At 70.9% G+C, this 19,087-nt stretch carries 21 protein-coding genes; 9 read left to right on the plus strand and 12 right to left on the minus strand.

What is annotated here, in order from left to right; translation table 11 throughout:
- The first annotated feature begins 162 nt into the window (after positions 1 to 162).
- Positions 163 to 783, plus strand: a complete 621-nt coding sequence (locus ACH4TV_RS27760) for a MerR family transcriptional regulator (protein WP_398403004.1) — start codon at positions 163 to 165, stop codon at positions 781 to 783.
- Between the two features lie 22 nt (positions 784 to 805).
- Here the strand turns inward: ACH4TV_RS27760 and ACH4TV_RS27765 are convergent, their stop codons facing one another.
- Entirely contained in the window at positions 806 to 1,609 is an 804-nt protein-coding gene (locus tag ACH4TV_RS27765; RefSeq protein ID WP_398402692.1) for an exodeoxyribonuclease III, read from the minus strand.
- A gap of 68 nt (positions 1,610 to 1,677) precedes the next feature.
- Here ACH4TV_RS27765 and ACH4TV_RS27770 point away from each other — a divergent pair, with 68 nt between their 5' ends.
- Entirely contained in the window at positions 1,678 to 2,166 is a 489-nt protein-coding gene (locus tag ACH4TV_RS27770) for a GNAT family N-acetyltransferase (RefSeq protein ID WP_398402694.1), read from the plus strand.
- Between the two features lie 70 nt (positions 2,167 to 2,236).
- Here the strand turns inward: ACH4TV_RS27770 and ACH4TV_RS27775 are convergent, their stop codons facing one another.
- Both ACH4TV_RS27775 and ACH4TV_RS27780 read right to left on the minus strand, forming a co-directional pair.
- The gene (locus ACH4TV_RS27775; RefSeq protein ID WP_398402696.1) at positions 2,237 to 2,920 is read right to left on the minus strand and encodes a response regulator; all 684 of its coding nucleotides are present in this window, start codon (positions 2,918 to 2,920) and stop codon (positions 2,237 to 2,239) included.
- Positions 2,869 to 4,182: a sensor histidine kinase gene (locus tag ACH4TV_RS27780; RefSeq protein ID WP_398402698.1), complete on the minus strand. Its 1,314-nt coding sequence runs from the start codon at positions 4,180 to 4,182 to the stop codon at positions 2,869 to 2,871. The genes ACH4TV_RS27775 and ACH4TV_RS27780 overlap by 52 nt, the downstream gene beginning before the upstream one ends.
- Before the next feature lie 134 nt (positions 4,183 to 4,316).
- Between ACH4TV_RS27780 and ACH4TV_RS27785 the strand changes: the two genes are divergently transcribed.
- The 4 genes from ACH4TV_RS27785 to ACH4TV_RS27800 all read left to right on the plus strand — a co-directional run bounded on the left by ACH4TV_RS27785 (position 4,317) and on the right by ACH4TV_RS27800 (position 8,984).
- Positions 4,317 to 5,087, plus strand: a complete 771-nt coding sequence (locus ACH4TV_RS27785) for an ABC transporter ATP-binding protein (RefSeq protein WP_398402700.1) — start codon at positions 4,317 to 4,319, stop codon at positions 5,085 to 5,087.
- Positions 5,081 to 7,528: an ABC transporter permease gene (locus ACH4TV_RS27790; protein WP_398402702.1), complete on the plus strand. Its 2,448-nt coding sequence runs from the start codon at positions 5,081 to 5,083 to the stop codon at positions 7,526 to 7,528. Before ACH4TV_RS27785 ends, ACH4TV_RS27790 begins: the two co-directional genes overlap by 7 nt.
- 110 nt (positions 7,529 to 7,638) lie before the next feature.
- Positions 7,639 to 7,779: a hypothetical protein gene (locus ACH4TV_RS27795; RefSeq protein ID WP_398402704.1), complete on the plus strand. Its 141-nt coding sequence runs from the start codon at positions 7,639 to 7,641 to the stop codon at positions 7,777 to 7,779.
- A gap of 131 nt (positions 7,780 to 7,910) precedes the next feature.
- The gene (locus ACH4TV_RS27800; RefSeq protein WP_398402706.1) at positions 7,911 to 8,984 is read left to right on the plus strand and encodes a TauD/TfdA family dioxygenase; all 1,074 of its coding nucleotides are present in this window, start codon (positions 7,911 to 7,913) and stop codon (positions 8,982 to 8,984) included.
- 201 nt (positions 8,985 to 9,185) lie between these two features.
- Here ACH4TV_RS27800 and ACH4TV_RS27805 read toward each other — a convergent pair whose 3' ends face one another.
- The 7 genes from ACH4TV_RS27805 to ACH4TV_RS27835 all read right to left on the minus strand — a co-directional run bounded on the left by ACH4TV_RS27805 (position 9,186) and on the right by ACH4TV_RS27835 (position 15,239).
- Positions 9,186 to 9,416 (minus strand): hypothetical protein, encoded by a 231-nt coding sequence (locus tag ACH4TV_RS27805; RefSeq protein ID WP_398402708.1) that lies wholly within the window; start codon positions 9,414 to 9,416, stop codon positions 9,186 to 9,188.
- A gap of 24 nt (positions 9,417 to 9,440) precedes the next feature.
- Positions 9,441 to 10,088 carry a CoA transferase subunit B gene (locus ACH4TV_RS27810; protein WP_398402709.1) on the minus strand — a complete coding sequence of 216 codons (648 nt, stop codon included), beginning with the start codon at positions 10,086 to 10,088 and terminating at the stop codon, positions 9,441 to 9,443.
- Positions 10,088 to 10,858, minus strand: coding sequence for a CoA transferase subunit A (locus tag ACH4TV_RS27815; protein WP_398402711.1), 771 nt, complete (start codon positions 10,856 to 10,858; stop codon positions 10,088 to 10,090). Before ACH4TV_RS27815 ends, ACH4TV_RS27810 begins: the two co-directional genes overlap by 1 nt.
- A 114-nt stretch (positions 10,859 to 10,972) precedes the next feature.
- On the minus strand, positions 10,973 to 12,136 hold the full coding sequence (locus ACH4TV_RS27820; RefSeq protein WP_398402712.1) for a hypothetical protein: 1,164 nt from the start codon (positions 12,134 to 12,136) through the stop codon (positions 10,973 to 10,975).
- Entirely contained in the window at positions 12,133 to 13,344 is a 1,212-nt protein-coding gene (locus tag ACH4TV_RS27825) for a Dabb family protein (RefSeq protein WP_398402714.1), read from the minus strand. Before ACH4TV_RS27825 ends, ACH4TV_RS27820 begins: the two co-directional genes overlap by 4 nt.
- A gap of 21 nt (positions 13,345 to 13,365) precedes the next feature.
- Complete coding sequence (locus ACH4TV_RS27830; RefSeq protein ID WP_398402716.1) at positions 13,366 to 13,890, minus strand: aromatic-ring-hydroxylating dioxygenase subunit beta; 525 nt, start codon at positions 13,888 to 13,890, stop codon at positions 13,366 to 13,368.
- Positions 13,887 to 15,239 (minus strand): SRPBCC family protein, encoded by a 1,353-nt coding sequence (locus ACH4TV_RS27835; RefSeq protein ID WP_398402718.1) that lies wholly within the window; start codon positions 15,237 to 15,239, stop codon positions 13,887 to 13,889. The genes ACH4TV_RS27830 and ACH4TV_RS27835 overlap by 4 nt, the downstream gene beginning before the upstream one ends.
- A gap of 195 nt (positions 15,240 to 15,434) precedes the next feature.
- Here ACH4TV_RS27835 and fdxA point away from each other — a divergent pair, with 195 nt between their 5' ends.
- The 3 genes from fdxA (at position 15,435) to ACH4TV_RS27850 (ending at position 17,701) form a co-directional block, all read left to right on the plus strand.
- On the plus strand, positions 15,435 to 15,776 hold the full coding sequence (gene fdxA, locus ACH4TV_RS27840; RefSeq protein WP_398402720.1) for a ferredoxin: 342 nt from the start codon (positions 15,435 to 15,437) through the stop codon (positions 15,774 to 15,776).
- Positions 15,773 to 16,786: an NAD(P)/FAD-dependent oxidoreductase gene (locus ACH4TV_RS27845; RefSeq protein ID WP_398402722.1), complete on the plus strand. Its 1,014-nt coding sequence runs from the start codon at positions 15,773 to 15,775 to the stop codon at positions 16,784 to 16,786. Before fdxA ends, ACH4TV_RS27845 begins: the two co-directional genes overlap by 4 nt.
- A gap of 117 nt (positions 16,787 to 16,903) precedes the next feature.
- Entirely contained in the window at positions 16,904 to 17,701 is a 798-nt protein-coding gene (locus ACH4TV_RS27850; RefSeq protein WP_398402724.1) for an IclR family transcriptional regulator, read from the plus strand.
- Here ACH4TV_RS27850 and ACH4TV_RS27855 read toward each other — a convergent pair.
- Both ACH4TV_RS27855 and rbsK read right to left on the minus strand, forming a co-directional pair.
- Positions 17,610 to 18,164, minus strand: coding sequence for a (2Fe-2S)-binding protein (locus ACH4TV_RS27855; protein ID WP_398402726.1), 555 nt, complete (start codon positions 18,162 to 18,164; stop codon positions 17,610 to 17,612). The two genes, ACH4TV_RS27850 and ACH4TV_RS27855, sit on opposite strands and share 92 nt — an antisense overlap.
- A gap of 2 nt (positions 18,165 to 18,166) precedes the next feature.
- Positions 18,167 to 19,066 (minus strand): ribokinase, encoded by a 900-nt coding sequence (gene rbsK / locus ACH4TV_RS27860; RefSeq protein ID WP_398402728.1) that lies wholly within the window; start codon positions 19,064 to 19,066, stop codon positions 18,167 to 18,169.
- Positions 19,067 to 19,087: the final 21 nt, after the last annotated feature.

The raw sequence follows: 19,087 nt of genomic DNA on the forward strand, positions 1-19,087 counted from the left end.
GCGCCAGTGAACACTGGCGCAATGGGGAGAGTAGAGGAGCCCCGTACTGATGGGTAGGGGTCGGGAGAAGGTGGGGAGAGGAAAGTTACCGCCGGTACGCCTTAAGGTTCCGACGTGGCAGACGCAGACGCAGCGGAGAACGCCGAACGGCGCGAATACCGGATGGAGGAGCTGGCCGACCTGGCCGGCATCACCGTCCGCACCCTGCGCTTCTACCGCGAACGCAAACTGATCCCGCCACCCCGCCGCGAGGGCCGCATCGCCTGGTACGGCGACCACCACCTGGCCCGTCTGCGCACGATCTCGGCGCTGCTCGAACGCGGCCACACCCTCAACGGCATCGCGGAACTCGCCGAGGCCTTCGACCACGGCCGTGACGTCGCCGACCTGCTGGGCCTCGGCGCCCCCACCGAGGAGACCCCGGTCCGCCTCACCCCCGAGGACCTCGCCGACCGCTTCGGCCCCGAGGCCACCCCCGAGAACCTCGCGGCCTCGATGGACCTCGGCTACCTGGGCACCGACGGCGAGCAGATCGTCCACATCAGCCGCAGCCTCCTGGAGGCGTCGTCGACCCTGGTCCAGGCGGGCATCCCACTGTCGGCCGTCCTGGCGGCGGGCAAACAGGTACGCGCCCACGCCGACGCCCTGGCCGAGATCTTCACGGACATGCTCCTCACCCACGCCCCGACCACGGACCCCGCCCACCTGCGCCCACTGGCGCGACGCGTGGTGGAGTCGGAGCTCTCACTGGCACTGGACCGCCGGATGCGTCAGGAGCCGTAGACATCACAGCAGGTCACGCGACTCAGAGGTCGTACACGACCGTGACGGGCGCGTGGTCCGACCAGCGCTCCGCGTGTGTCGCCGCGCGCTCGACGTACCCCTTGACCGCCTTGACGGCGAGCCCGGGCGTCGAGATCTCGTAGTCGATGCGCCAACCTGAATCGCTGTCAAAGGCCCGCCCCCGGTACGACCACCACGAGTACGGCCCCTCGACCTCCGGATGCAGCGCCCGCACCACATCCACGTACCCGCCCTCCGCCGCGTCGAGAACCCGGCCGAGCCACTCCCGTTCCTCCGGCAGGAACCCGGAGCTCTTCTGGTTGGCGCGCCAGTTCTTGAGGTCGGCGGGCTGGTGGGCGATGTTCCAGTCGCCGCAGACGACGACCTCGCGGCCGTCGGCGGCGGCCCGCTCCCGCAGGCCCTTCAGGTAGGCGAGAAACTCGTCCATGAAGCGGATCTTCTCGTCCTGCCGCACGGTGCCGACCTCGCCCGAGGGCAGGTAGAGGGATGCCACGGTGACGCCGGGCAGGTCGGCCTCGACGTAGCGCCCGCTGCCGTCGAACTCCGCCGAACCGAAGCCGACCTGGACGCGGTCGGGCTCGCGGCGGGTGTAGAGGGAGACGCCGGCGCGCCCCTTGGCGGCGGCGGGCGCGTGCACGACATGCCAGCCCTCGGGCGCGCGGACCTCCTCCGGCAGCTGCTGCGGCTCGGCGCGCACCTCCTGGAGGCACACCACATCCGCGGAGGTCCCGGCGAGCCACTCCACGAAGCCCTTCTTCGCGGCGGCGCGCAGTCCATTCACATTCACAGAGGTCACTGTCAGCACGCGGGCACGATACCTGGAGACCGAAAACACATGGCGACAGCACGATGCATAGATGTACGGTGCTTGACATGGATATTCGCCGGGTCTCCTTCGACCACCCCGACGCCGTCAAGCTCAACGACCAGGTCCAGGCCGAGTACGCCGCCCGCTACGACGACGAAGGCGACCTCACCCACCTCGACCCGGCGATGTTCGACCCGCCGTCGGGGCTGTACCTGATCGCGTACGACGAGCAGGACCGTCCCGTGGCCACCGGCGGCTGGCGCCGACAGGAGACCAACGACGAGGGCTACCAGGACGGGGACGCCGAGCTGAAGCGGATGTACGTCGTCGCCCAGGCGCGCGGACTCGGGCTGGCCCGCCGCATACTCGCCGCCCTGGAGGACGACGCCCGCGCCGCGGGCCGCACCCGCATGGTCCTGGAGACCGGCGACCGACAGCCGGAGGCCATCGCCCTCTACACCTCCAGCGGCTACGAACCCAGCGCGAAGTTCGGCTACTACCGCCACCACGAGGCGAGCCAGTGCTTCGCCAAGAGTCTGACCGACAGTCCCTGAGGAGACTCTCGTAGCTCGCACTCTCGCACTCTCGCACTCTCGCACTTTCGTCCTCTCGTACGGAGTCTGCTCACGCCCTCAGGAACGCCAGCACCGCCAGGACTCTGCGGTGCGTCTCGTCCGCCGGGGGCAGGTCGAGCTTGGTGAGGATGCCCCCGATGTGCTTGCCGACAGCCGCCTCGGAGACCACCAGCTCGCGGGCTATCGAGCCGTTGGACCGGCCCTCCGCCATCAGCGCCAGCACCTCGCGCTCACGCGGGGTCAGCCGCTCCAGCGGGTCGCGGCACCGACGCAGCAGCTGTCGTACGACTTCGGGGTCGACGACCGTGCCCCCGGCCGCGACCCGTTGGAGCGCCTCGACGAACTCCGCGACCTGCCCGACCCGGTCCTTGAGCAGATAACCGACGCCCGTGCCGTCGCCGGAGTCGAGCAGTTCGGCCGCGTAGGCCCGCTGGACGTACTGGCTGAGGACCAGGACGGGCAGCGCCGGGCGTGTCTCGCGCAGTTTCACCGCCGCGTGCAGCCCCTCGTCCTGGAAGTCGGGCGGCATGCGTACGTCCGTCAGCACGATGTCCGGTTCCTGCTCGGCGACCGACGTGAGCAGCGCCTCCGCGTCCCCGACGGCCGCGACGACCTCGTGGCCGACGCGGGTGAGCAGGGCGGTCAGTCCCTCGCGCAGCAGGACGCTGTCCTCGGCCAGGACTATGCGGAGCGTGCCGTGTCCGACTCGTCCGTCTGGTCGTCCGTCTCGCAAGGGATCTCCACCCGCAGCAACGTCGGTCCACCCGGCGGGCTGGACAGGGAAAGTCTGCCATCGAGCACTGACACCCGGTCCGCGAGTCCGGTGAGCCCGCTGCCGCGCCCGGCGTCCGCCCCGCCCCGCCCGTCGTCGCGCACATCGAGGTACAGCCGTCCGTCACGGTGTCCGCCGCCGACCTCGGCCCGGTGCGCGCCGCTGTGCCGGTCGACGTTGGCGAGCGCCTCGCAGACCACGAAGTACGCGGCGGATTCCACGGCCCGGGGAAGGCGCCCGGGCACATCGAAGGTGACGTCGACGGGCACCGCCGTACGGTCGGCCGCGTCGGTCACCGCGGCCTGGAGCCCGTAGTCCGCGAGGACCTGGGGATGAATCCCGTGGATCAGCTCCCGCAGTTCCGCCAGCGCCTTTCCCACCTCCCCCTGAGCTTTGGCCAGTTGCTCGGCGAGCGGCCCCGGCGGAGCGTCGAGCCCGGCCAGCCCGAGCGTCACCGACAGGGCGACCAGGCGTTGTTGGGCGCCGTCGTGCAGATCGCGTTCGATACGCCGGCGCTCCGCTTCGAAGGCGTCCACCAACCGGACGCGGGACCGGGCGAGTTCGACGACCCGCTCCCCCAACTCGACGTCCTTGACAGCGATCAGGAGGCGCGTCAGTCCGGCCCGCGCACCGGCGGCGACCCCGAGTACATAGGCGCCCAGGGCGAGCAGAACCAGCCCTGCGACCGAGCAGCCGAAGGCGGTCGGCCAGTCGGTGACGGTCCACTGCTTGAGCACCTTGGCCTCCTCCCCGTCGCCAACGGTGGCCATCAGCACCGGAGTTGCCACCATGGACGCCGGGAGGAACAGCGCGACGGCGAGGAGGAGGGCGTCCACGGGCCACAGCAGGCCCGCGTACAGCAGCGTGTACCCGAACTCCCGCCAGGTCGCCCGTTCCCGCAGCCGTGTCGTCAGCCAGGGCCACAGTCCGGGCGCGGACGGCTCCCGATGCGGGTCGGGCACCGGGTCCGGGTCGACCAGCCGCAGCCTCAGCCGTTCGACCCGGGCCACGGGAAGCCCGGCCAGGGCCAGGGCGACCAGCAGCGGCAGGCCCACGAGCACGACGGCGAGAATCCCACCGACCACCGCCACGAGCACGACCGACACCAGCACGAAAGAACCGAACACGGCACCGCTGACGAGGTAGGCGACCGACCGCCAGGGCCACCACGACAGCAGGAATCCCGCCCGGGTCATGGCCTGCCACACGTTTCTTGGGTGCATGGGGATCACCGTAGGAGGCGGCCGTCCGGCGGGGCCATCGGCCCTGTGGGCGAATCGACGGTATGCCTGGCCCTACCCCAAGTCTCGCCCCTGCCGCACTGCTTGACCGCCCAGCGCACGGTTGCCTTGATCTCATGAACACCGCCGCGATCCAACTGCGCTCCGTCACCAGGAAGTTCGGCACCGGACAAGCCGAAGGGGCCGCGGTGACCGCCCTCGACTCGGTCACCCTCGCCTTTCCCCGAGGCACCTTCACCGCCGTCATGGGTCCGTCCGGCTCGGGCAAGTCGACCCTGTTGCAGTGCGCGGCGGGCCTGGACCGGCCGACGTCCGGTTCGGTCACCATCGGTGGCACCGAGCTGACCGGCCTGAGCGAACGCAGGTTGACCCTGTTGCGCCGCGACCGCGTCGGTTTCGTCTTCCAGGCGTTCAACCTGCTCCCGTCCCTGACCGCCGAGCAGAACGTGGCGCTCCCCCTCCGCCTGGCCGGCCGCCGCCCCGCCAGGTCGGAGGTACGGAAGGCGCTGACGCAGGTCGGCCTCACCGACCGGGCCCGCCATCGCCCTTCCGAACTCTCCGGCGGCCAGCAGCAACGAGTCGCCCTGGCCCGCGCGTTGATCACCCGCCCGGAGGTCCTGTTCGCCGACGAGCCGACCGGCGCCCTGGATTCGCGGACGAGCCGCGAGGTGCTCCGGTTGCTGCGCGCCATGGTCGACGACGACAGCCGGACGGTCGTCATGGTCACCCACGACCCGGTGGCGGCGGCGTACGCGGACCGTGTGGTCTTCCTCGTCGACGGCCGCGTGCACGACGAGCTGGCGGCCCCGTCAGCGGAGGCCACAGCGGCCCGCATCACCACCCTGGAGGCCGCGCAGGCGACCCGTCCGGAGGCCGCCCCGTGCTGACGACGACCACTCTGCGCGCCCGCTGGACCACCTTCACCGGCAGCTTCGTGGCCCTCTCCCTCGGCGTCGCCCTGCTCACCGTCATGGGCCTGGCCCTGGCCGCCACCCTGGACGCCCCCACCCGCGCCCCCGAACGCTTCGCCGCCGCACCCCTGGTCGTACGAGGCGCGGACACCCTCCGCGTACAGACCCCGAACGGCCCCGAAACACAGCAACTGGCCCACCCACGCCCCGTACCACCGGAGGTCGTCGACCGACTGCGCACCCTGGGACGGGTCGTGGAGGACAGAACATTCACCGTACGGACCCGGACGGGCGTCCCCGCCGACCTGCTGGCCCACCCCTGGTCGACCGCAGCCTTCGCCCCGTACCGACTCTCCGAAGGCCGGCCCCCCAGAGCCCCCGGGGAGGCTGTCGTGACCGGCGACCGGGCCGACCTCGGCGACCGCGTCGCCACCACCCACGGCACGGTACGGATCGTCGGCAGGCTGCACCCCCTGGGCTTCGAGAACGCCATGTTCTTCACAGACGCCCGGGCCGCCGAACTGGCCCCGCACAGCGCCCAGTTGGTGGTGGAAGCGAACGAGTCGGCCGTACGGGAGGCGGTGCGCGGTGCCGACGGCGTCACCGTCCTGACCGGCGACGCCCGGCGCCTCGCGGACACGGATCCCGACCGGGACGAGGAGGCGCTCGTCGCGCTGAACGCCCTGTTCGGCACGGCGGGCGGGGTCACCGGCTTCGTGTCGGTGTTCGTCGTGGCGTCGACGTTCGCGTTCACAGTGGCCCAGCGGCAACGGGAGTTCGGCCTGCTGCGCACCGCCGGTGCGACCCCGGGGCAACTCCGCCGCATGGTCCTCGCGGAGGCCCTGACGGTCGGCGTCCTCGCCTCGGCGACGGGCTGCGCACTCGGCGCGTACGGCGGACCGCGGCTCGTCGAGTGGACGGTCGAGAGTGGTGTCGCACCGCGCTGGTTCGTGCTCGGCGATCACGTGTGGCCGTATCATCTGGCCTTCTGGACAGGCCTGTTGGTCTCCCTGTGCGGCGTGGCTACCGCGTCCTGGCGCGCCGGCCGCACAGCCCCGGTGGAGGCGCTGCGAGAGGCCGCGCCGAACACCCTCCCCGTGCCCCGCACACGTCTCCTGATCGGCGCGGCCCTCCTCCTTGGCGCCGTACTGACCCTCGCCGTCTCCCTGCTCACCGATCCGGGCGATCTGCTGCACCGCAAGACGTACACGAGCCGCCCCCTGCTCCTGATCACCGCGACCGCGCTCCTCGCACCGGTCCTCGTACGCCCCCTGCTTCGCCTCCTCACCCGGCCGCTGGCCCAACTCCCGGGCGTCATCATGCTGCTGGCCCGCGAGAACGCCACAGCGAACGTCCGCCGCACCGCCGCGATCGCGGCCCCCGTCCTGGTCACCGTGGCCCTCACGGGCTCACTTCTGGGCGCCACCGCGATCCTCGCCGAGGCGAGGGCGACCGAACGACGCCATGCGACGACAGCCGATCTCGTCGTCACCGCACCGCCGGGCGCAGCCTTCGACGCACAACTGGCGGCACGTCTGCGCACGTTGCCGGGCGTGGCCGAGGTCTCCGCGACCGCGCCGACCGCTGTGTACGTCCTGGAGGAGGGCGTGGCGCTCATCAAGTCCGAGGCCCGCGTGGCCGATCCGGCACCACTCGCGGCGACGACCGACCTGCCGGTGACATCGGGCCGGGTGACCGACCTCGACGACGACTCGATCATCGTCAACGACGAGTGGGAACGGCACACGGTGGGCGAGAAGGTGACGGTGTGGCTGGGCGACGGCACGAAGCGGTCGCTGCGCATCGCCGCGACACTGGCCACAGGCACGGGCGACAACGGTGCGTACGTCACCCCGGCCAACGCACCGGAGGCCCAGCCCGACCGACTGGACGTGAATCTGGCCCCCCAAGCGAACGCACCCGCGACGACGGCGACCCTGCGCAAGGCCATCGCAGACACGGGCGCGCGCATAACCACCAACCCCCACCCGACAAAGGCGAGTCACCCGCCCACCCCCACACCCCGCATCGGCCTCCTCCTGGTACTCGGCATCGCCCTCGCCTACACGGGCATCTCCCTCGCCAACACCATGGCCATGGCAACCTCCGACCGAGCCCGCGATCTGGCCGCACTGCGCCTGGCCGGCGCCACCCGCCGACAGGTGCTGGGAGCGGTCGGTGCGGAGGCTCTGCTGGTGGTGTCGGTGGGTGCGATCCTCGGCCTGCTGGTCGCCGCGCTGAACCTGCTGGGCATGTGGAGCGCGCTCCGCGTCCTGTCCGTACGGACATCGCTCGCACTCCCGTGGCCGGCACTCGCCACGACGACAGCGGCCTGCGCGGCACTGGCTGTGGCCTCGGCCCTCCTTCCGGCGGCGTTGTCACTGCGACGCCGAACCAACGACGGCAGTCCGCCGTGACCGACGTCGAATCCATTCGCCGTAATGCATCACGAGACGGCGTCTCGCACATTGACCACAACCCAGACGTCTCCTATGGTTGAGGCACTTCTCGAAAGGACGGGACCCGCATGAGGCCAGTCGCTCTGATCGGCGTCCTGCTCGTGTCGTGCGCCGGCCGTCGGACCTACGACGAGCCGCTCAGCTTCTTCCCTCCCCGGGAGGGACTGCGCCCCGGCACGGCTGTCGGCGAGCCTCAGACTCCGTTCTGAGCGCGGTTCGTCGCCGCGCGACGAGCCCCCGCCACACCGAACGTGCGTCGTCCGTCGACGTTCGTCGTCCGTCGTCCGTCGTGTCTTCGCCGACGGGACTTCCCCATCACGTTTTCGAGGAGTGCATCATCGTGACCACCACTGCTGGCGTTCAGCCGATCTCCGGGCCGTCCGCCTGGCGCGGCGACGAGCTGTCGAAGTCCACCGCATGGATCTACGTACTCAGCGACGCCGAGCGCACCGAGTTGGAAGACCTGGGACGGCGCTTCGTCGCCGACGACCCCGACCTGCGCACGGTCACCGCCGCCGACTACCCCTTGGACGCCTGTCGCGCCCTCAACGACGAGTGCGCCCGCCAGATGGACGCCGGCCGGGGCTTCATCCTGGTGCGTGGCCTGCGCACCGAGGAGTACGGCGACGCCGTGGCCGCGGCCGTCTTCTTCGTCATGGGCCTGCACCTGGGCCAGCCGATCGGGCAGAACCAGCGCGGCGACCTGCTCGACCACGTGATCGCCACGTCGAACATGACGCTGTCCGACGAAGGCGCGCTGCCCTCCCGCGTACGCGACCGGCTGCCGTTCCACTCGGACAGTTCCGACGTCGTCGCCCTCATGTGCCTGCGCGGCGCCAGGGAGGGCGGAGCCTCCAGCCTGGTCAGCGGCACCACGATCTACAACGAGATGCTGCGCCGCCGGCCGGACCTCGCCGCACGGCTCTTCGACACCTACCACTGGGACTGGCGGCGTCAGGACCCCGACTCCCCGGAACTCACGTACACCTCGCCGATCATCAGCCACGTCGACGGCGTCTTCAGCACCTACGCGGGCAACTCGATGATCTTCAGCGCCCAGGAGTACCCCGGTGTCCCCCAGCTGACGCCCGACCAGGTTGCGGCCATCAACCTCTTCGACGAGATCTCGCAGGAATCCGGCCTGCCGATCGACATGGACTTCCAGCCGGGGGACGTGCAGTGGCTGCTCAACTACGCCGCACTGCACTCGCGCACCAGCTACCTCGACCACCCGGAACCGGAGCGCCGCCGGCACCTGCTGCGTCTGTGGCTCAAGCGCGACGTCGGCCGGCCGCTGGCGCCCCAGTTCGGCAAGCACGTCGTCGTGATGGGCGAGCCCGCCACACCGCTGGTCCCCGGCGGCCGGTTCCGCATCGCCGACGCCGTCACCGTCAATGACGACTGGGGCGTGTGAGGCCTCGGCCTCTCGGTGAGGCCGCGCCCCTCGGACACCGGTCGCTCGACCAGCGCCGCTGACCGTCGGGTGCCGCCCTGGAGAAATCCCGACCGCCGCAGTCACAGGTTCCCTGTGACTGCGGCGGTCGTCTGCCGTCAGCCAGGAAGTCCACGAGCGCACCCACTCAGCCGCGTCGAGCACGTCGAGCGGCCCGTCGGCTCACTGCCGACGGGCCGGTGATCTCCAAGCACGGGGATAGCGGGGTGTTGTCGCGGACGACTGCTCGTACCGGGTGTGATCGACGCCGTCGACGCCAATGACCTCGGCGTCGTACAGGCCGTGCTTCCAGGTGGTCGGCGCCGTGCCGGTCGGCGCCCGCACCGACGCGCGCCGCCGGTCGACGGTCGCGCCGGGGAGGATGACCGGCAGGCAGTACGGGCGGGCTGCCACGTCGTACGTGCCACGGAGGGCCCGCTACGAGCGGGCGCCGTAAGGGATCAGCAGGTTCGCCGCCGTCTTCGCGGTGATCTCCTCGGTGGTGACGCCGGGGGCGGTCTCGACGAGGAGAAGGCCGTCGTCGGTGACGTCGAGGACGCCGAGGTCGGTGATGATCCGCTCCACGCAGCCCCTGCCGGTGAGCGGCAGGTCGCATTCCCGCACGATCTTCGGGGTGCCGTCCTTGGCGGTGTGGGTCATGGTGACGATCACTCGGCGGGCACCGTGCACGAGGTCCATGGCTCCGCCGATACCGGTCACCATCTTGCCGGGGATCGCCCAGTTGGCGAGGTCGCCCCGTTCGGAGACCTGCATGGCGCCGAGCACGGCCGCGTCGATGTGGCCGCCGCGGATCATGCCGAACGACAGGGCGGAGTCGAAGAAGGCCGCGCCCGGCAGGACGGTGACGGTCTCCTTGCCCGCGTTGATCAGGTCCGGGTCGACCTCGTCCTCGTACGGGAAACGGCCGGTGCCGAGGATGCCGTTCTCCGACTCCAGCACGACGTGGACACCCTCGGGCAGGTGGTTGGGGATCAGCGTCGGCAGCCCGATGCCCAGGTTGACGTACTCGCCGTCGCGCAGTTCACGGGCCGCGCGGGCGGCCATCTCGTCGCGTGTCCAGGCCATCAGACCCGCACCTCCCTCTGGGTCACCGTGAGGTTCTCGATCTGCTTGTCGACGGCCTGCTCGGGGCTGAGGGCCACCACCCGCTGGACGAAGATGCCCGGCAGATGGACCTGGTCGGGGTCGATGGCGCCCGGTTCGACGAGCTCCTCCACCTCGGCGATGGTGATACGGCCCGCCATGGCGGCGAGGGGGTTGAAGTTGCGGGCGGACTTGTTGAACACGAGGTTGCCGTGCCGGTCGCCCTTCGCCGCCCGCACCAGGGCGAAGTCGGTGGTGATGCCGTGTTCCAGGACGTATGCGGCGCCGGCGAAGTCGCGGACCTCCTTGGCCGGTGAGGCGACGGCGACGCCGCCCCCGCCGTCGTAGCGCCAGGGCAGCCCGCCGTCGGCGACCTGGGTGCCGACCCCCGCCGGGGTGTAGAACGCCGGGATGCCGCAGCCCCCGGCCCGCAGCCGTTCGGCGAGGGTGCCCTGCGGGATCAGCTCCAGCTCGATCTCGCCGCCCAGGTACTGGCGGGCGAACTCCTTGTTGCCGCCGATGTAGCTGCCGGTGACCCGGGCTATCCGGCCCGAGGTGAGCAGCACGGCGAGGCCGGATTCGCCCGCCCCGCAGTTGTTGGAGACGACGTCGAGTCCCGTGACGCCGGCGTCGTGGAGGGCCTGGATCAGGACCCCCGGAATTCCGCTGAGCCCGAAGCCGCCGACGGCGAGGGACGCCCCGTCCGGGACGTCCGCCACCGCCTCGGCCGCGGAAGCGACCACCTTGTCCATCCGCCCGCCCACTTTTCTGCAGGGCGAAGCGCCCTGCGCTGATTGGTTGTTCTCAGTTGGTTGTTCGCTGAGTGAGGTGAAAGTCCGGTCCGGTCCGTGCCGGGGGCCGCGGCGCTACGCCGGCACTTCGGTCAGCAGTCGGCGGTAGATGCGCGCGTAGGCGGTCAGCTGCTCCAGCGACAGGGCGTCGCGGCGGGGGTCGCCGGCGGCCGGCTTCGTCTGAGGGCCGAGGCGTACGGTCTCGACGCCGCGGGCGCGCAGTTCGACGCCGTCGGTGGATCCCGTCCAGCCGGTGATCGGCGGCGGCTGCGCACCGAACTCGTCGAGCCAGGCCGCCCGCGCGGCCGTCACCACCGGGGCGTCGGCCGGTGTGGCAGCGGCTGCCGCGACCGGCTCGGCCTCCACCTCGACCGCGCAGTCGCGCAGCACCGACCGCGCACACCGGGCCCGCAGCCGGTCGGCCAGGTCGGCCGCCAGCGCCGTCGGTTCGACCCGGTCGCCTGCGACGACGTAGAGCTCGATCCGCAGCTGGGCCGGCAGCAGGTCCGGCTTGTCCGGCCATCCCCCGCTGATCGCGCCGATTCCGCACGCCCGGCCGGTCTGCCCCTCGCGCGGGTCGGCGGCCAGGTAGTCCGTGCGCCAGCGGGCCAGCTCGTCCAGGACGACGCCGGCCCCGGCGACCACTCCCCCGGGCGGTGTGGCCGACTCCGCCATCATCGCGGCCCCGGAGCGACCCGTCACCCGGACGCTCAGGTAGAGCGCGCCCGGCTCGTGCCACAGCAGCGTGGGCGGGCCGCACTTCGCGACGATCGCCGACCGCGGCAGCTGATACGCGTCGGCGTAGGCCTCCAGGCCGGTGGTCCCGCCGGTGCGGCGGTGGGTACCGGAGCCGGCGAGGAGGAGCCGTCCGCCACCCGCCTCGGCGAACGCGACCAGCGCGGCCGCCATCGGCGCGCGGGCGACTCCGAGGCCGAAGCCGGTCACCAGGTCGCCGTCCACGCGGAGCGGAGCGACGGGCGTGGCGTCGCCGGTGACGAGCGGGGTGTGCGCCCCGCCGTCGTCCAGCGACGTGTCGAGGTGGGAGTACAGCAGCGGCCCGGCTCCGTGCGCGGCGATCAGGCTGCCGCCGGCAGGGCCGTGCTCCACCACCTCCCACTCGACGTGCGGCCACCGGTCGGCGCACCAGGTGCGCAGCCGGTGGGCCGCCGTCCGCTCCGCGCCGCGTGGAGCGGGCGTCGCGTCGAGCAGGTGCAGGACGTCGAGCAGCTCCTGTCTCAAAAACGTCCCCAGTCGTCGGACGCCGGACGCCACACGTCGATGTTGCGCGGGTCGGCCGGCATCCTGCGGGCCCGGTGCGTCTCGTGCTCCTCCGGCGTGAACACCCGGTGCCGGTCGCACAGTTCGAACCGCGGGCCGAAGCGCGTGTCGTGCAGGTAGAACGCGATCGACGTGGACGCCGAGTGGTTGACGATGTCGGAGGCGATCGGCGCGCCCTTGTACAGCGCGCGGGCGCGCATCCGCATGACGTGGTCGAGGCTCTTCATCGCGAAGCACAGGTGCGCGGTGAAGTGCTCCTTGTTGTTCTGGATCGCGAGGCTGTGGTGGTAGCGGTCCTCGCCGCGCAGGAACGTGGTCGAGCCGACGACGTAGTCCGAGGGCACGAACTTCAGGACGTTCTGGTAGAAGTCGAGCGACTCCTCGTACTTCGCGGTGGCGATGAAGGGGTGCACCAGGTCGAGGGGCCGGATCTCGATGTGCGGCGGCTCGGCGTACTCCTGGAACTCGGTGAACAGCTCGATGATGAGACCGTTCGGGTCCTTCACGGCGAAGCCGTTGTCGCACAGCGCCTGCTGCCGCTCCTGCAGCTGAAGGACCTCCAGGCCGGCGTCGAGGACGCTCTTGTGCAGCTGGTCGAGGACCTCCTCGCTCGCCACGCTGTAGCCGACGGCGGTCGTCCATCCGTCGGTCCGCTCGGGCGCGTTGATCAGCTCGATCGCGTGGTGCTCGATGTCGGCGCGCAGGTAGGCGTAGTCGTCCGTACGCTGCTCCAGCTGGAGCCCGACGTGGTATTCGAGGAAGTCGATCGTGGCCTGCATGTCCGGAACCTCGATCCGGGCGTACTCCATGCCGTACGGGGCGTGCGGGCGGGTGCTCACCGGCGATGTCCTTCCCTTGGCGAGCGCGGCACGCTCGGCGAACTCGAACGAGGTGATGGCCTGCCGGTCGATGACCGGTCGCCAGCGTGTGTGCACGAAGTTCTCGTGGGACTCGCTGCCGAGATAGGCGAGCAGGTCGTCGCGGCTGTCGAAGTCGACGGCCATGGTGTGGGTGAAGGTCTGGTCGCGGGTGCTGATGTTCTCGCCGAGGACGAAGCCGCGCATGTCCGGGTATCGGTCCGGGAAGGTGCGCAGCTCGGCCAGCACGGACTCCCGCGTGGCCTGGTCGACTCCGTCGTCGAAACGGAAGGACAGGGTGTGTCGGATCATCGGGTCACCGTCCGTCGCCGGCTAGAGGATGAAGCTGAGCCGGGCGCCTGCCGCCAGCGACTCGTGGCCGAGGATCGAGCGCCGCAGCCGGAAACGCAGTCCGTCCTCGGCCGGCACCAGTACGTGCTCGTACCAGCCGACGTAGGCGTCGAAGTGTCCGTCGCGGGCGCGGTGCACGACGAAGGAGGCGGCCACCCGGAACGAATCCTCGGTGTGCTCGGACAGCCGCACGTTGGACACCAGCCGGTGGGTGCGCGAGTGGGGGTTCTCGGCGTGCGCCTTGCGGGACTTCATCCGCTTGACGCGGGCGAGGAGCAGGTCCCAGTCGTCGTCGACGAACGATCCGGTCTCGTGCGGCGACCAGCCGGGGCGGTAGTCGGTGGTCGGGATCTCGTAACGGGCGCCGGGCTCGAAGAGGGCCAGCCAGCCGTCATAGTTCCAGTGATCGAGGATGTCCGCCTCCGCGTAGAGGAAGTCCTCCACCTCGGGCCGGGTGATGGTGCGTCCCCCGCACTGCACGGAGTGGGTGTTGGTGATCGCGCTCATCGCACGTCCCTTCCCGCGAGGAAGGACTCCGGACGCCGGCCGTGGACCTTGAGGTCGTTCTCGAGCCCGACGGCTTCGATCCAGTGCCGCCAGAAGCCCCGCATCGCGCCTTCGTCGGTCGACCTGCCCTGTACGCCCTTGACCTCGTCGGCCATGCCGCGCGACATGTCGCTGTAGTCGAGCTCGGGCGCGGCGATGTCGGCCGTGGCCTGGATGCCGCGCTGGACCGCCTCGTACGCCTCGATGTCGTCCGGCGTGGCGAGCCCGCCCGGGCCGACGAAGCTGACGACCGTCTTCATGCGCAGGGCGCGGGTGTCCGGGTCCTCGTTGCGGGGCACCAGCTGCCAGGCGCGTACGTCGGTCTGGTCGGGCGCCACCGGTTCCAGTTGCCGGATCGACAGGCCCTCGATGTCGAACAGCAGCAGGTTGGGGAACACGAACAGGATGTGGCTCTCGTCGGCCACGTGGTGCGCCCGCTTCTCCCCCAGCCGCTGTGTCATCTCGGCTCGGTGGGCCTCGGTGCGCACCCGCTCGTCCTCGCCGAAGCGCGGTTCCCATTCCATGCTGATCCGGCCGCCGTGCCCGGTGAGGACCAGCAGTCCGTGGCCGTTGCCGAGGTTGTAGGCGTACTGGTTGTCGTCGGTGACGGCGTAGCCGCTCTCGCGCAGGTAGCCCACGAACGTGTTGTGGGTCGGGGCGAAGTGGTATCCGTCCATCGCGTTCTCGACGGCGAGTTTCCAGTTGCCGCGCACGCTGTACTTCTGGGTGCCGGGCAGGGTGGTCATGCCGCCGACGTGCTGCTGTTCGATCATCGTCATGTAGTCGGCGGCATCGCCGAGGTGTTCGAGCAGCGGCGGGACGTCCGGGTCGAAGGCGACGAAGACGAATCCCTCGTGGATCTCCAGGCGCGGTACGCCGCGCAGACCCATGGACGCCTTGAACTCGTCGGTCGACTCGTACGCGTCGGCGTCGGGGATCGCGGCGAGGTCACCGTTGTTGCGGAATGTCCAGGCGTGGTAGAAGCACTGGAACAGCCTGGCCGAGCCCTCGCTCTCGCGGCACAGCACGGTGCCGCGGTGGGGGCAGGAGTTCAGGAAGGCGTGCACCTCGCCGGCGGTGTCCCGGCAGAAGATGAGCGGTCGGCCCCCGAGGGTGCGGACCTTGAAGTCGTTGGGGTTGGGGATCTCGGTCTCGTGGCCGAGGTAGAGCCAGGTGTGTGTCCACACCCAGCCGCGTTCCCGGGTGAAGATCTCCGCGCTGCGGTAGGCCTCGCGGTTGACCCGGAAGGTGAGCAGGTCCCAGTCCTCGACGATCATCGGTTCTGGGACGGTCCGGGGGTTGCTTCCCATTACGGCGTTTGCCTCTCACAAGTCCCGACCCGAGCGGCGTGCTGTGAGACGCCATCTCGTATGTCGCACCAGCTTCGCCTAGCACACGCGACACTGTCAAGCAATCACCTGATGGTTGACACCCTGGGCCTACACCGTCATCATCCATTCCACGTTCCGCATTAGAAGACGCCATCTCGCATACTGTGCGACCGTGTGAAGGGCAAGAAGCCCGTGCCGTACGTCATCACTCAGGCATGTCTCGACGTCATGGACAAGTCCTGCATGGAGGAGTGCCCGGCCGACTGCATCTACGAGGGCGACCGGATGCTCTACATCCAGCCCGACGAATGCGTCGAGTGCGGGCGCTGCGAACCCGTCTGCCCGCAGATCTCGATCTTCCACCACGAGGACCTGCCGGCCCAGTCCCAGCAGGCCGAGCGCATCAACACCGAGTTCTTCACCCTCGGAATCGCCGGAGCCGAGCCGCTCGGGTCGCCCGGCGGCGCGCGCAAGGTCGGCCGGGTCGGCCACGACCACCCCGAGGTGGGAGCGTGAGCGGCCTCCCGACCGCCACGGGCGACGGCTCCGAAATCTCCGTCGATCTGCTCGTCATCGGCGCCGGCCCGACAGGGCTGTACGGCGCGTACTACGCCGGTTTCCGCGGCCTGAGCGTCGCGATCGCCGACGCGCTGCCCGAGGTGGGCGGCCAGATCGCCGCGCTGTACCCCGAGAAGCTCGTCTACGACGTGGCCGGCTTCCCCGCCGTCCGCGGCCAGGACCTGGTGGACCGGCTGGCCGAGCAGGCCGGTCGGTGGAACCCGGCCTACCTGCTCGGGCACGGGGTCACCCGTCTCGACGACGCGGGCGAGGGCATCGTCGCCACCACCGACGCCGGCGCGCGGATCACCGCGGGGGCGGTGCTCGTCTGCGGCGGGATCGGCAACTTCGTCCCCCGCGAGCTTCCGGTGGGCTCCGACTACCTGGGCCGGGGACTGCGGTACTTCGTGCCACGGCTGGACGAACTCGCCGGTCAGGACGTCGTGGTGGTCGGCGGCGGGGACTCCGCGCTGGACTGGGCGCTGTCGCTGGAGCCGATCGCCTCGTCGGTGACGCTGGTGCACCGGCGTGCGCGGTTCCGGGCCCACGAACGCACCGTCGAGCAGGTGCACGCGTCCTCCGTGCGGGTCCTGACGCCCTACGAGGTCGAGAAGATCTCCGGCGACGGGTCGGCCGACGGGGCGGTGTCCGAGGTCGTGGTCGCGAGCCCGGACGGCGACCGGATCAGCCTGCCCGCCCAGTCCGTCGTCGCCGCGCTCGGCTTCATCGCCGATCTCGGGCCGATCGAGCAGTGGGGACTGGAGCTGCGACGCCGGCGCATCCTCGTCGACCGCACGATGCGCTCCAGCCGGGAGCGCGTTTTCGCGGCCGGCGACATCTCCGACCACGACGGCAAGGTCAGCCTGATCTCGATCGGCTTCGGCGAGGCGGCCCTCGCCGTCAACCACATCGCCGCCCTGCTCGACCCGGCGCGCTCGCTCACGCCGGGGCACTCCTCCGATGCGTGAGTGCCTCTTCCCGGAACTTCCCGCACATTCAGTCGGCCGTCGCCGTTACGCTATCCGATACGACGTTCCACTCAACGTCTTACCAGCTTACTAAGTAGGGGACAGGAGCAAGATTTCATGGCCACGAAGGCGCAGCCCGGCACCGGCGAGCAAAGCGGTCCCGAGACCACCGCGCCGACCATCCAGACGGTGCAGCGTGCGGCGCTGATCCTCGGCTCGTTCACGGTCGGCAAGCCGCACATGAGTCTCAACGAGATCACCGCCCGCCTCGGGGCGAGCAAGGCGACCGCGCACCGCTACACGAAGGCGCTGCGAGCGGCGAACCTGCTGCGGTACGACGAGCGCACCTCGCTCTACTCCCTCGGCCCGCAGGTGCTGACCCTCGCCGCGGCCGCGCGGGCCGGCCTCCCGATCGTCGCCGCCGCCGAGCCGTACATGGAGGAACTCGTCCGGCGCATCGACGAGACGATCGTGCTGTCCGTCTGGGACGGGGAGTCGGCGACCGTGGTGCGCTCGGTGGACAACACCGCCCACATGGTGCGCATCAGCGTCCGGGTCGGTTCGCGTCTCGACCTCACCTCCTCGGCGCAGGGACGGATCTTCCTCACGTTCCTGCCCCCGGACCAGGTACCGACGCTGCCGCGCTCGGTCCGCAAGTCGTCCGAACTCACCGACGAGCTCGAAGCCATCCGGCTGTACGGGCTGTCGGTCAACTCCCCCGCCGTCAACGGAGTCCGCACCATCGCGGCGCCGATCTTCGAGGGCGACGAGATCAGCGGAACCCTCGCTGTCGTCGGCACGACGGCGACCGTCCCCGACGACGTCAAGTCACCGATGGCCCAGGCACTGTTGGAGACCGCCCGCGCGCTGTCCCAGCGACTGGGCACCTCGGACAGCGAACCCAACGGGGGCTGACCCACTCACCGGAGCGACAGCCGGCCCACCGCGGAGAACGCGGCGGGCCGGCTTCGGGGCGGACGTCGCCGGTGACGGCGCTGGGCCGGCCCGCCGCGTGCTCCTCGATCACCGCGACGGCCGAGCAAATCTGCCCGGGTGCGCGGTAGCCGCACTGGAAGCCGTCGAGATCGAGGAACGCCTGCTGGACCGGGTGCAGTCGGTCGCCGTCCGCGAGGCCTTCGACGGTGGTGATCTCGCGGCCCCGGGCCGCCACCGCGAGCTGGAGGCAGGCCACGGCCCGGCGGCCGTCGAGCAGAACGGTGCAGGCACCGCGCTGCCCCTGGTCGCAGCCCTTCTTGGTGCCGGTCAGACCGAGACGCTCACGCAGGACGTCGAGCACGGTGGTGCGGTGGTCGACGCGCAGTGCGTATCTCTCTCCGTCGATGTCCAGGGTGACCGCGCTGGTCGTCGACGGGGCCATGATCAGCCTGCCCGCGCGGCGAGTTCGTCGATCTCTGCGCGGTACGGCATGGCCGCCGAGGCGCCCGGCCGCTGCACGGAGAGCGCCGCCGCGGCCGAGGCCCAGGCGAGTGCCTCCGGCATCGGCCGGCCCTCGCCGAGCGCCACGGACAGGGCGCCCACGAACGTGTCACCCGCGCCGGTCGAGTCCACGGCGGTCACCTGCCGCGCTGGGACGGTGATCTTCCCGGCGCCCCGGGCGGCGTGGACACTGCCCGCCGAGCCCAGCGTGATCACCACCTCGGGCACCCGCTCCAGCAGGGCGTCGGCCGCCTTGTACGGGTCGGTGATGCCGGTGAGCGCGGCGGCCTCGTGCTCGTTCGGTACGAGGAGGTCGGTGGCGGCGAGGAGAGCGGCGGGCAGGGGCTGGGCGGGCGCCGGGGTCAGGACGGTGCGTACGCCGTGCCGGCGCGCGGCCTGCGCGGCGGCCAGGACGCCCTCCAGCGGAACCTCCAGCTGGAGCAGCAGACAGTCCGCGCCGGCGATGAGAGCCTCGTCGCCGGGGGTGAGGGCGGTGACGGTGCCGTTGGCGCCGGGGACGACGACGATCGCGTTGCCGCCCTCGTCGTCGACCACGATGTGCGCGGTACCGGAGGGGCCTTTCGCGGTGCGCAGCAGGCCGGTGCCCACGCCCGACTCGTCGAGCGCGGTCCGCAACCGGGCGCCGAAGTCGTCGGTGCCCACCGCGCCGATCATCGACACCGTGCCGCCGGCGCGGGCCGCGGCCACCGCCTGGTTGGCACCCTTGCCGCCGGGGATCGTACGGAACTCGCGTCCGTTGACGGTCTCTCCGCGCTGCGGGGCCTTCGCGACGTACGCGACGAGGTCCATGTTCGTGCTTCCGAACACGACGATATGGGTCATGTGACACGCCTCCCGGCGGTG

The sequence above is a fragment of the Streptomyces sp. NPDC020898 genome (assembly GCF_044333925.1).
GTDB lineage: Bacteria > Actinomycetota > Actinomycetes > Streptomycetales > Streptomycetaceae > Streptomyces.

Excerpts from the sequence above, each read along its gene's own strand:
- ACH4TV_RS27760 (WP_398403004.1), top strand. The coding sequence starts at position 163 with ATGGAGGAGCTGGCCGACCTGGCCGGCATCACCGTCCGCACCCTGCGC.
- ACH4TV_RS27770 (WP_398402694.1), top strand. The coding sequence starts at position 1,678 with ATGGATATTCGCCGGGTCTCCTTCGACCACCCCGACGCCGTCAAGCTC.
- ACH4TV_RS27780 (WP_398402698.1), bottom strand. The coding sequence starts at position 4,182 with ATGCACCCAAGAAACGTGTGGCAGGCCATGACCCGGGCGGGATTCCTG.
- ACH4TV_RS27785 (WP_398402700.1), top strand. The coding sequence starts at position 4,317 with ATGAACACCGCCGCGATCCAACTGCGCTCCGTCACCAGGAAGTTCGGC.
- ACH4TV_RS27795 (WP_398402704.1), top strand. The coding sequence starts at position 7,639 with ATGAGGCCAGTCGCTCTGATCGGCGTCCTGCTCGTGTCGTGCGCCGGC.
- ACH4TV_RS27810 (WP_398402709.1), bottom strand. The coding sequence starts at position 10,088 with ATGGCCTGGACACGCGACGAGATGGCCGCCCGCGCGGCCCGTGAACTG.
- ACH4TV_RS27815 (WP_398402711.1), bottom strand. The coding sequence starts at position 10,858 with ATGGACAAGGTGGTCGCTTCCGCGGCCGAGGCGGTGGCGGACGTCCCG.
- ACH4TV_RS27825 (WP_398402714.1), bottom strand. The coding sequence starts at position 13,344 with ATGATCCGACACACCCTGTCCTTCCGTTTCGACGACGGAGTCGACCAG.
- ACH4TV_RS27830 (WP_398402716.1), bottom strand. The coding sequence starts at position 13,890 with ATGAGCGCGATCACCAACACCCACTCCGTGCAGTGCGGGGGACGCACC.
- ACH4TV_RS27835 (WP_398402718.1), bottom strand. The coding sequence starts at position 15,239 with ATGGGAAGCAACCCCCGGACCGTCCCAGAACCGATGATCGTCGAGGAC.
- ACH4TV_RS27850 (WP_398402724.1), top strand. The coding sequence starts at position 16,904 with ATGGCCACGAAGGCGCAGCCCGGCACCGGCGAGCAAAGCGGTCCCGAG.
- ACH4TV_RS27855 (WP_398402726.1), bottom strand. The coding sequence starts at position 18,164 with ATGGCCCCGTCGACGACCAGCGCGGTCACCCTGGACATCGACGGAGAG.
- rbsK (WP_398402728.1), bottom strand. The coding sequence starts at position 19,066 with ATGACCCATATCGTCGTGTTCGGAAGCACGAACATGGACCTCGTCGCG.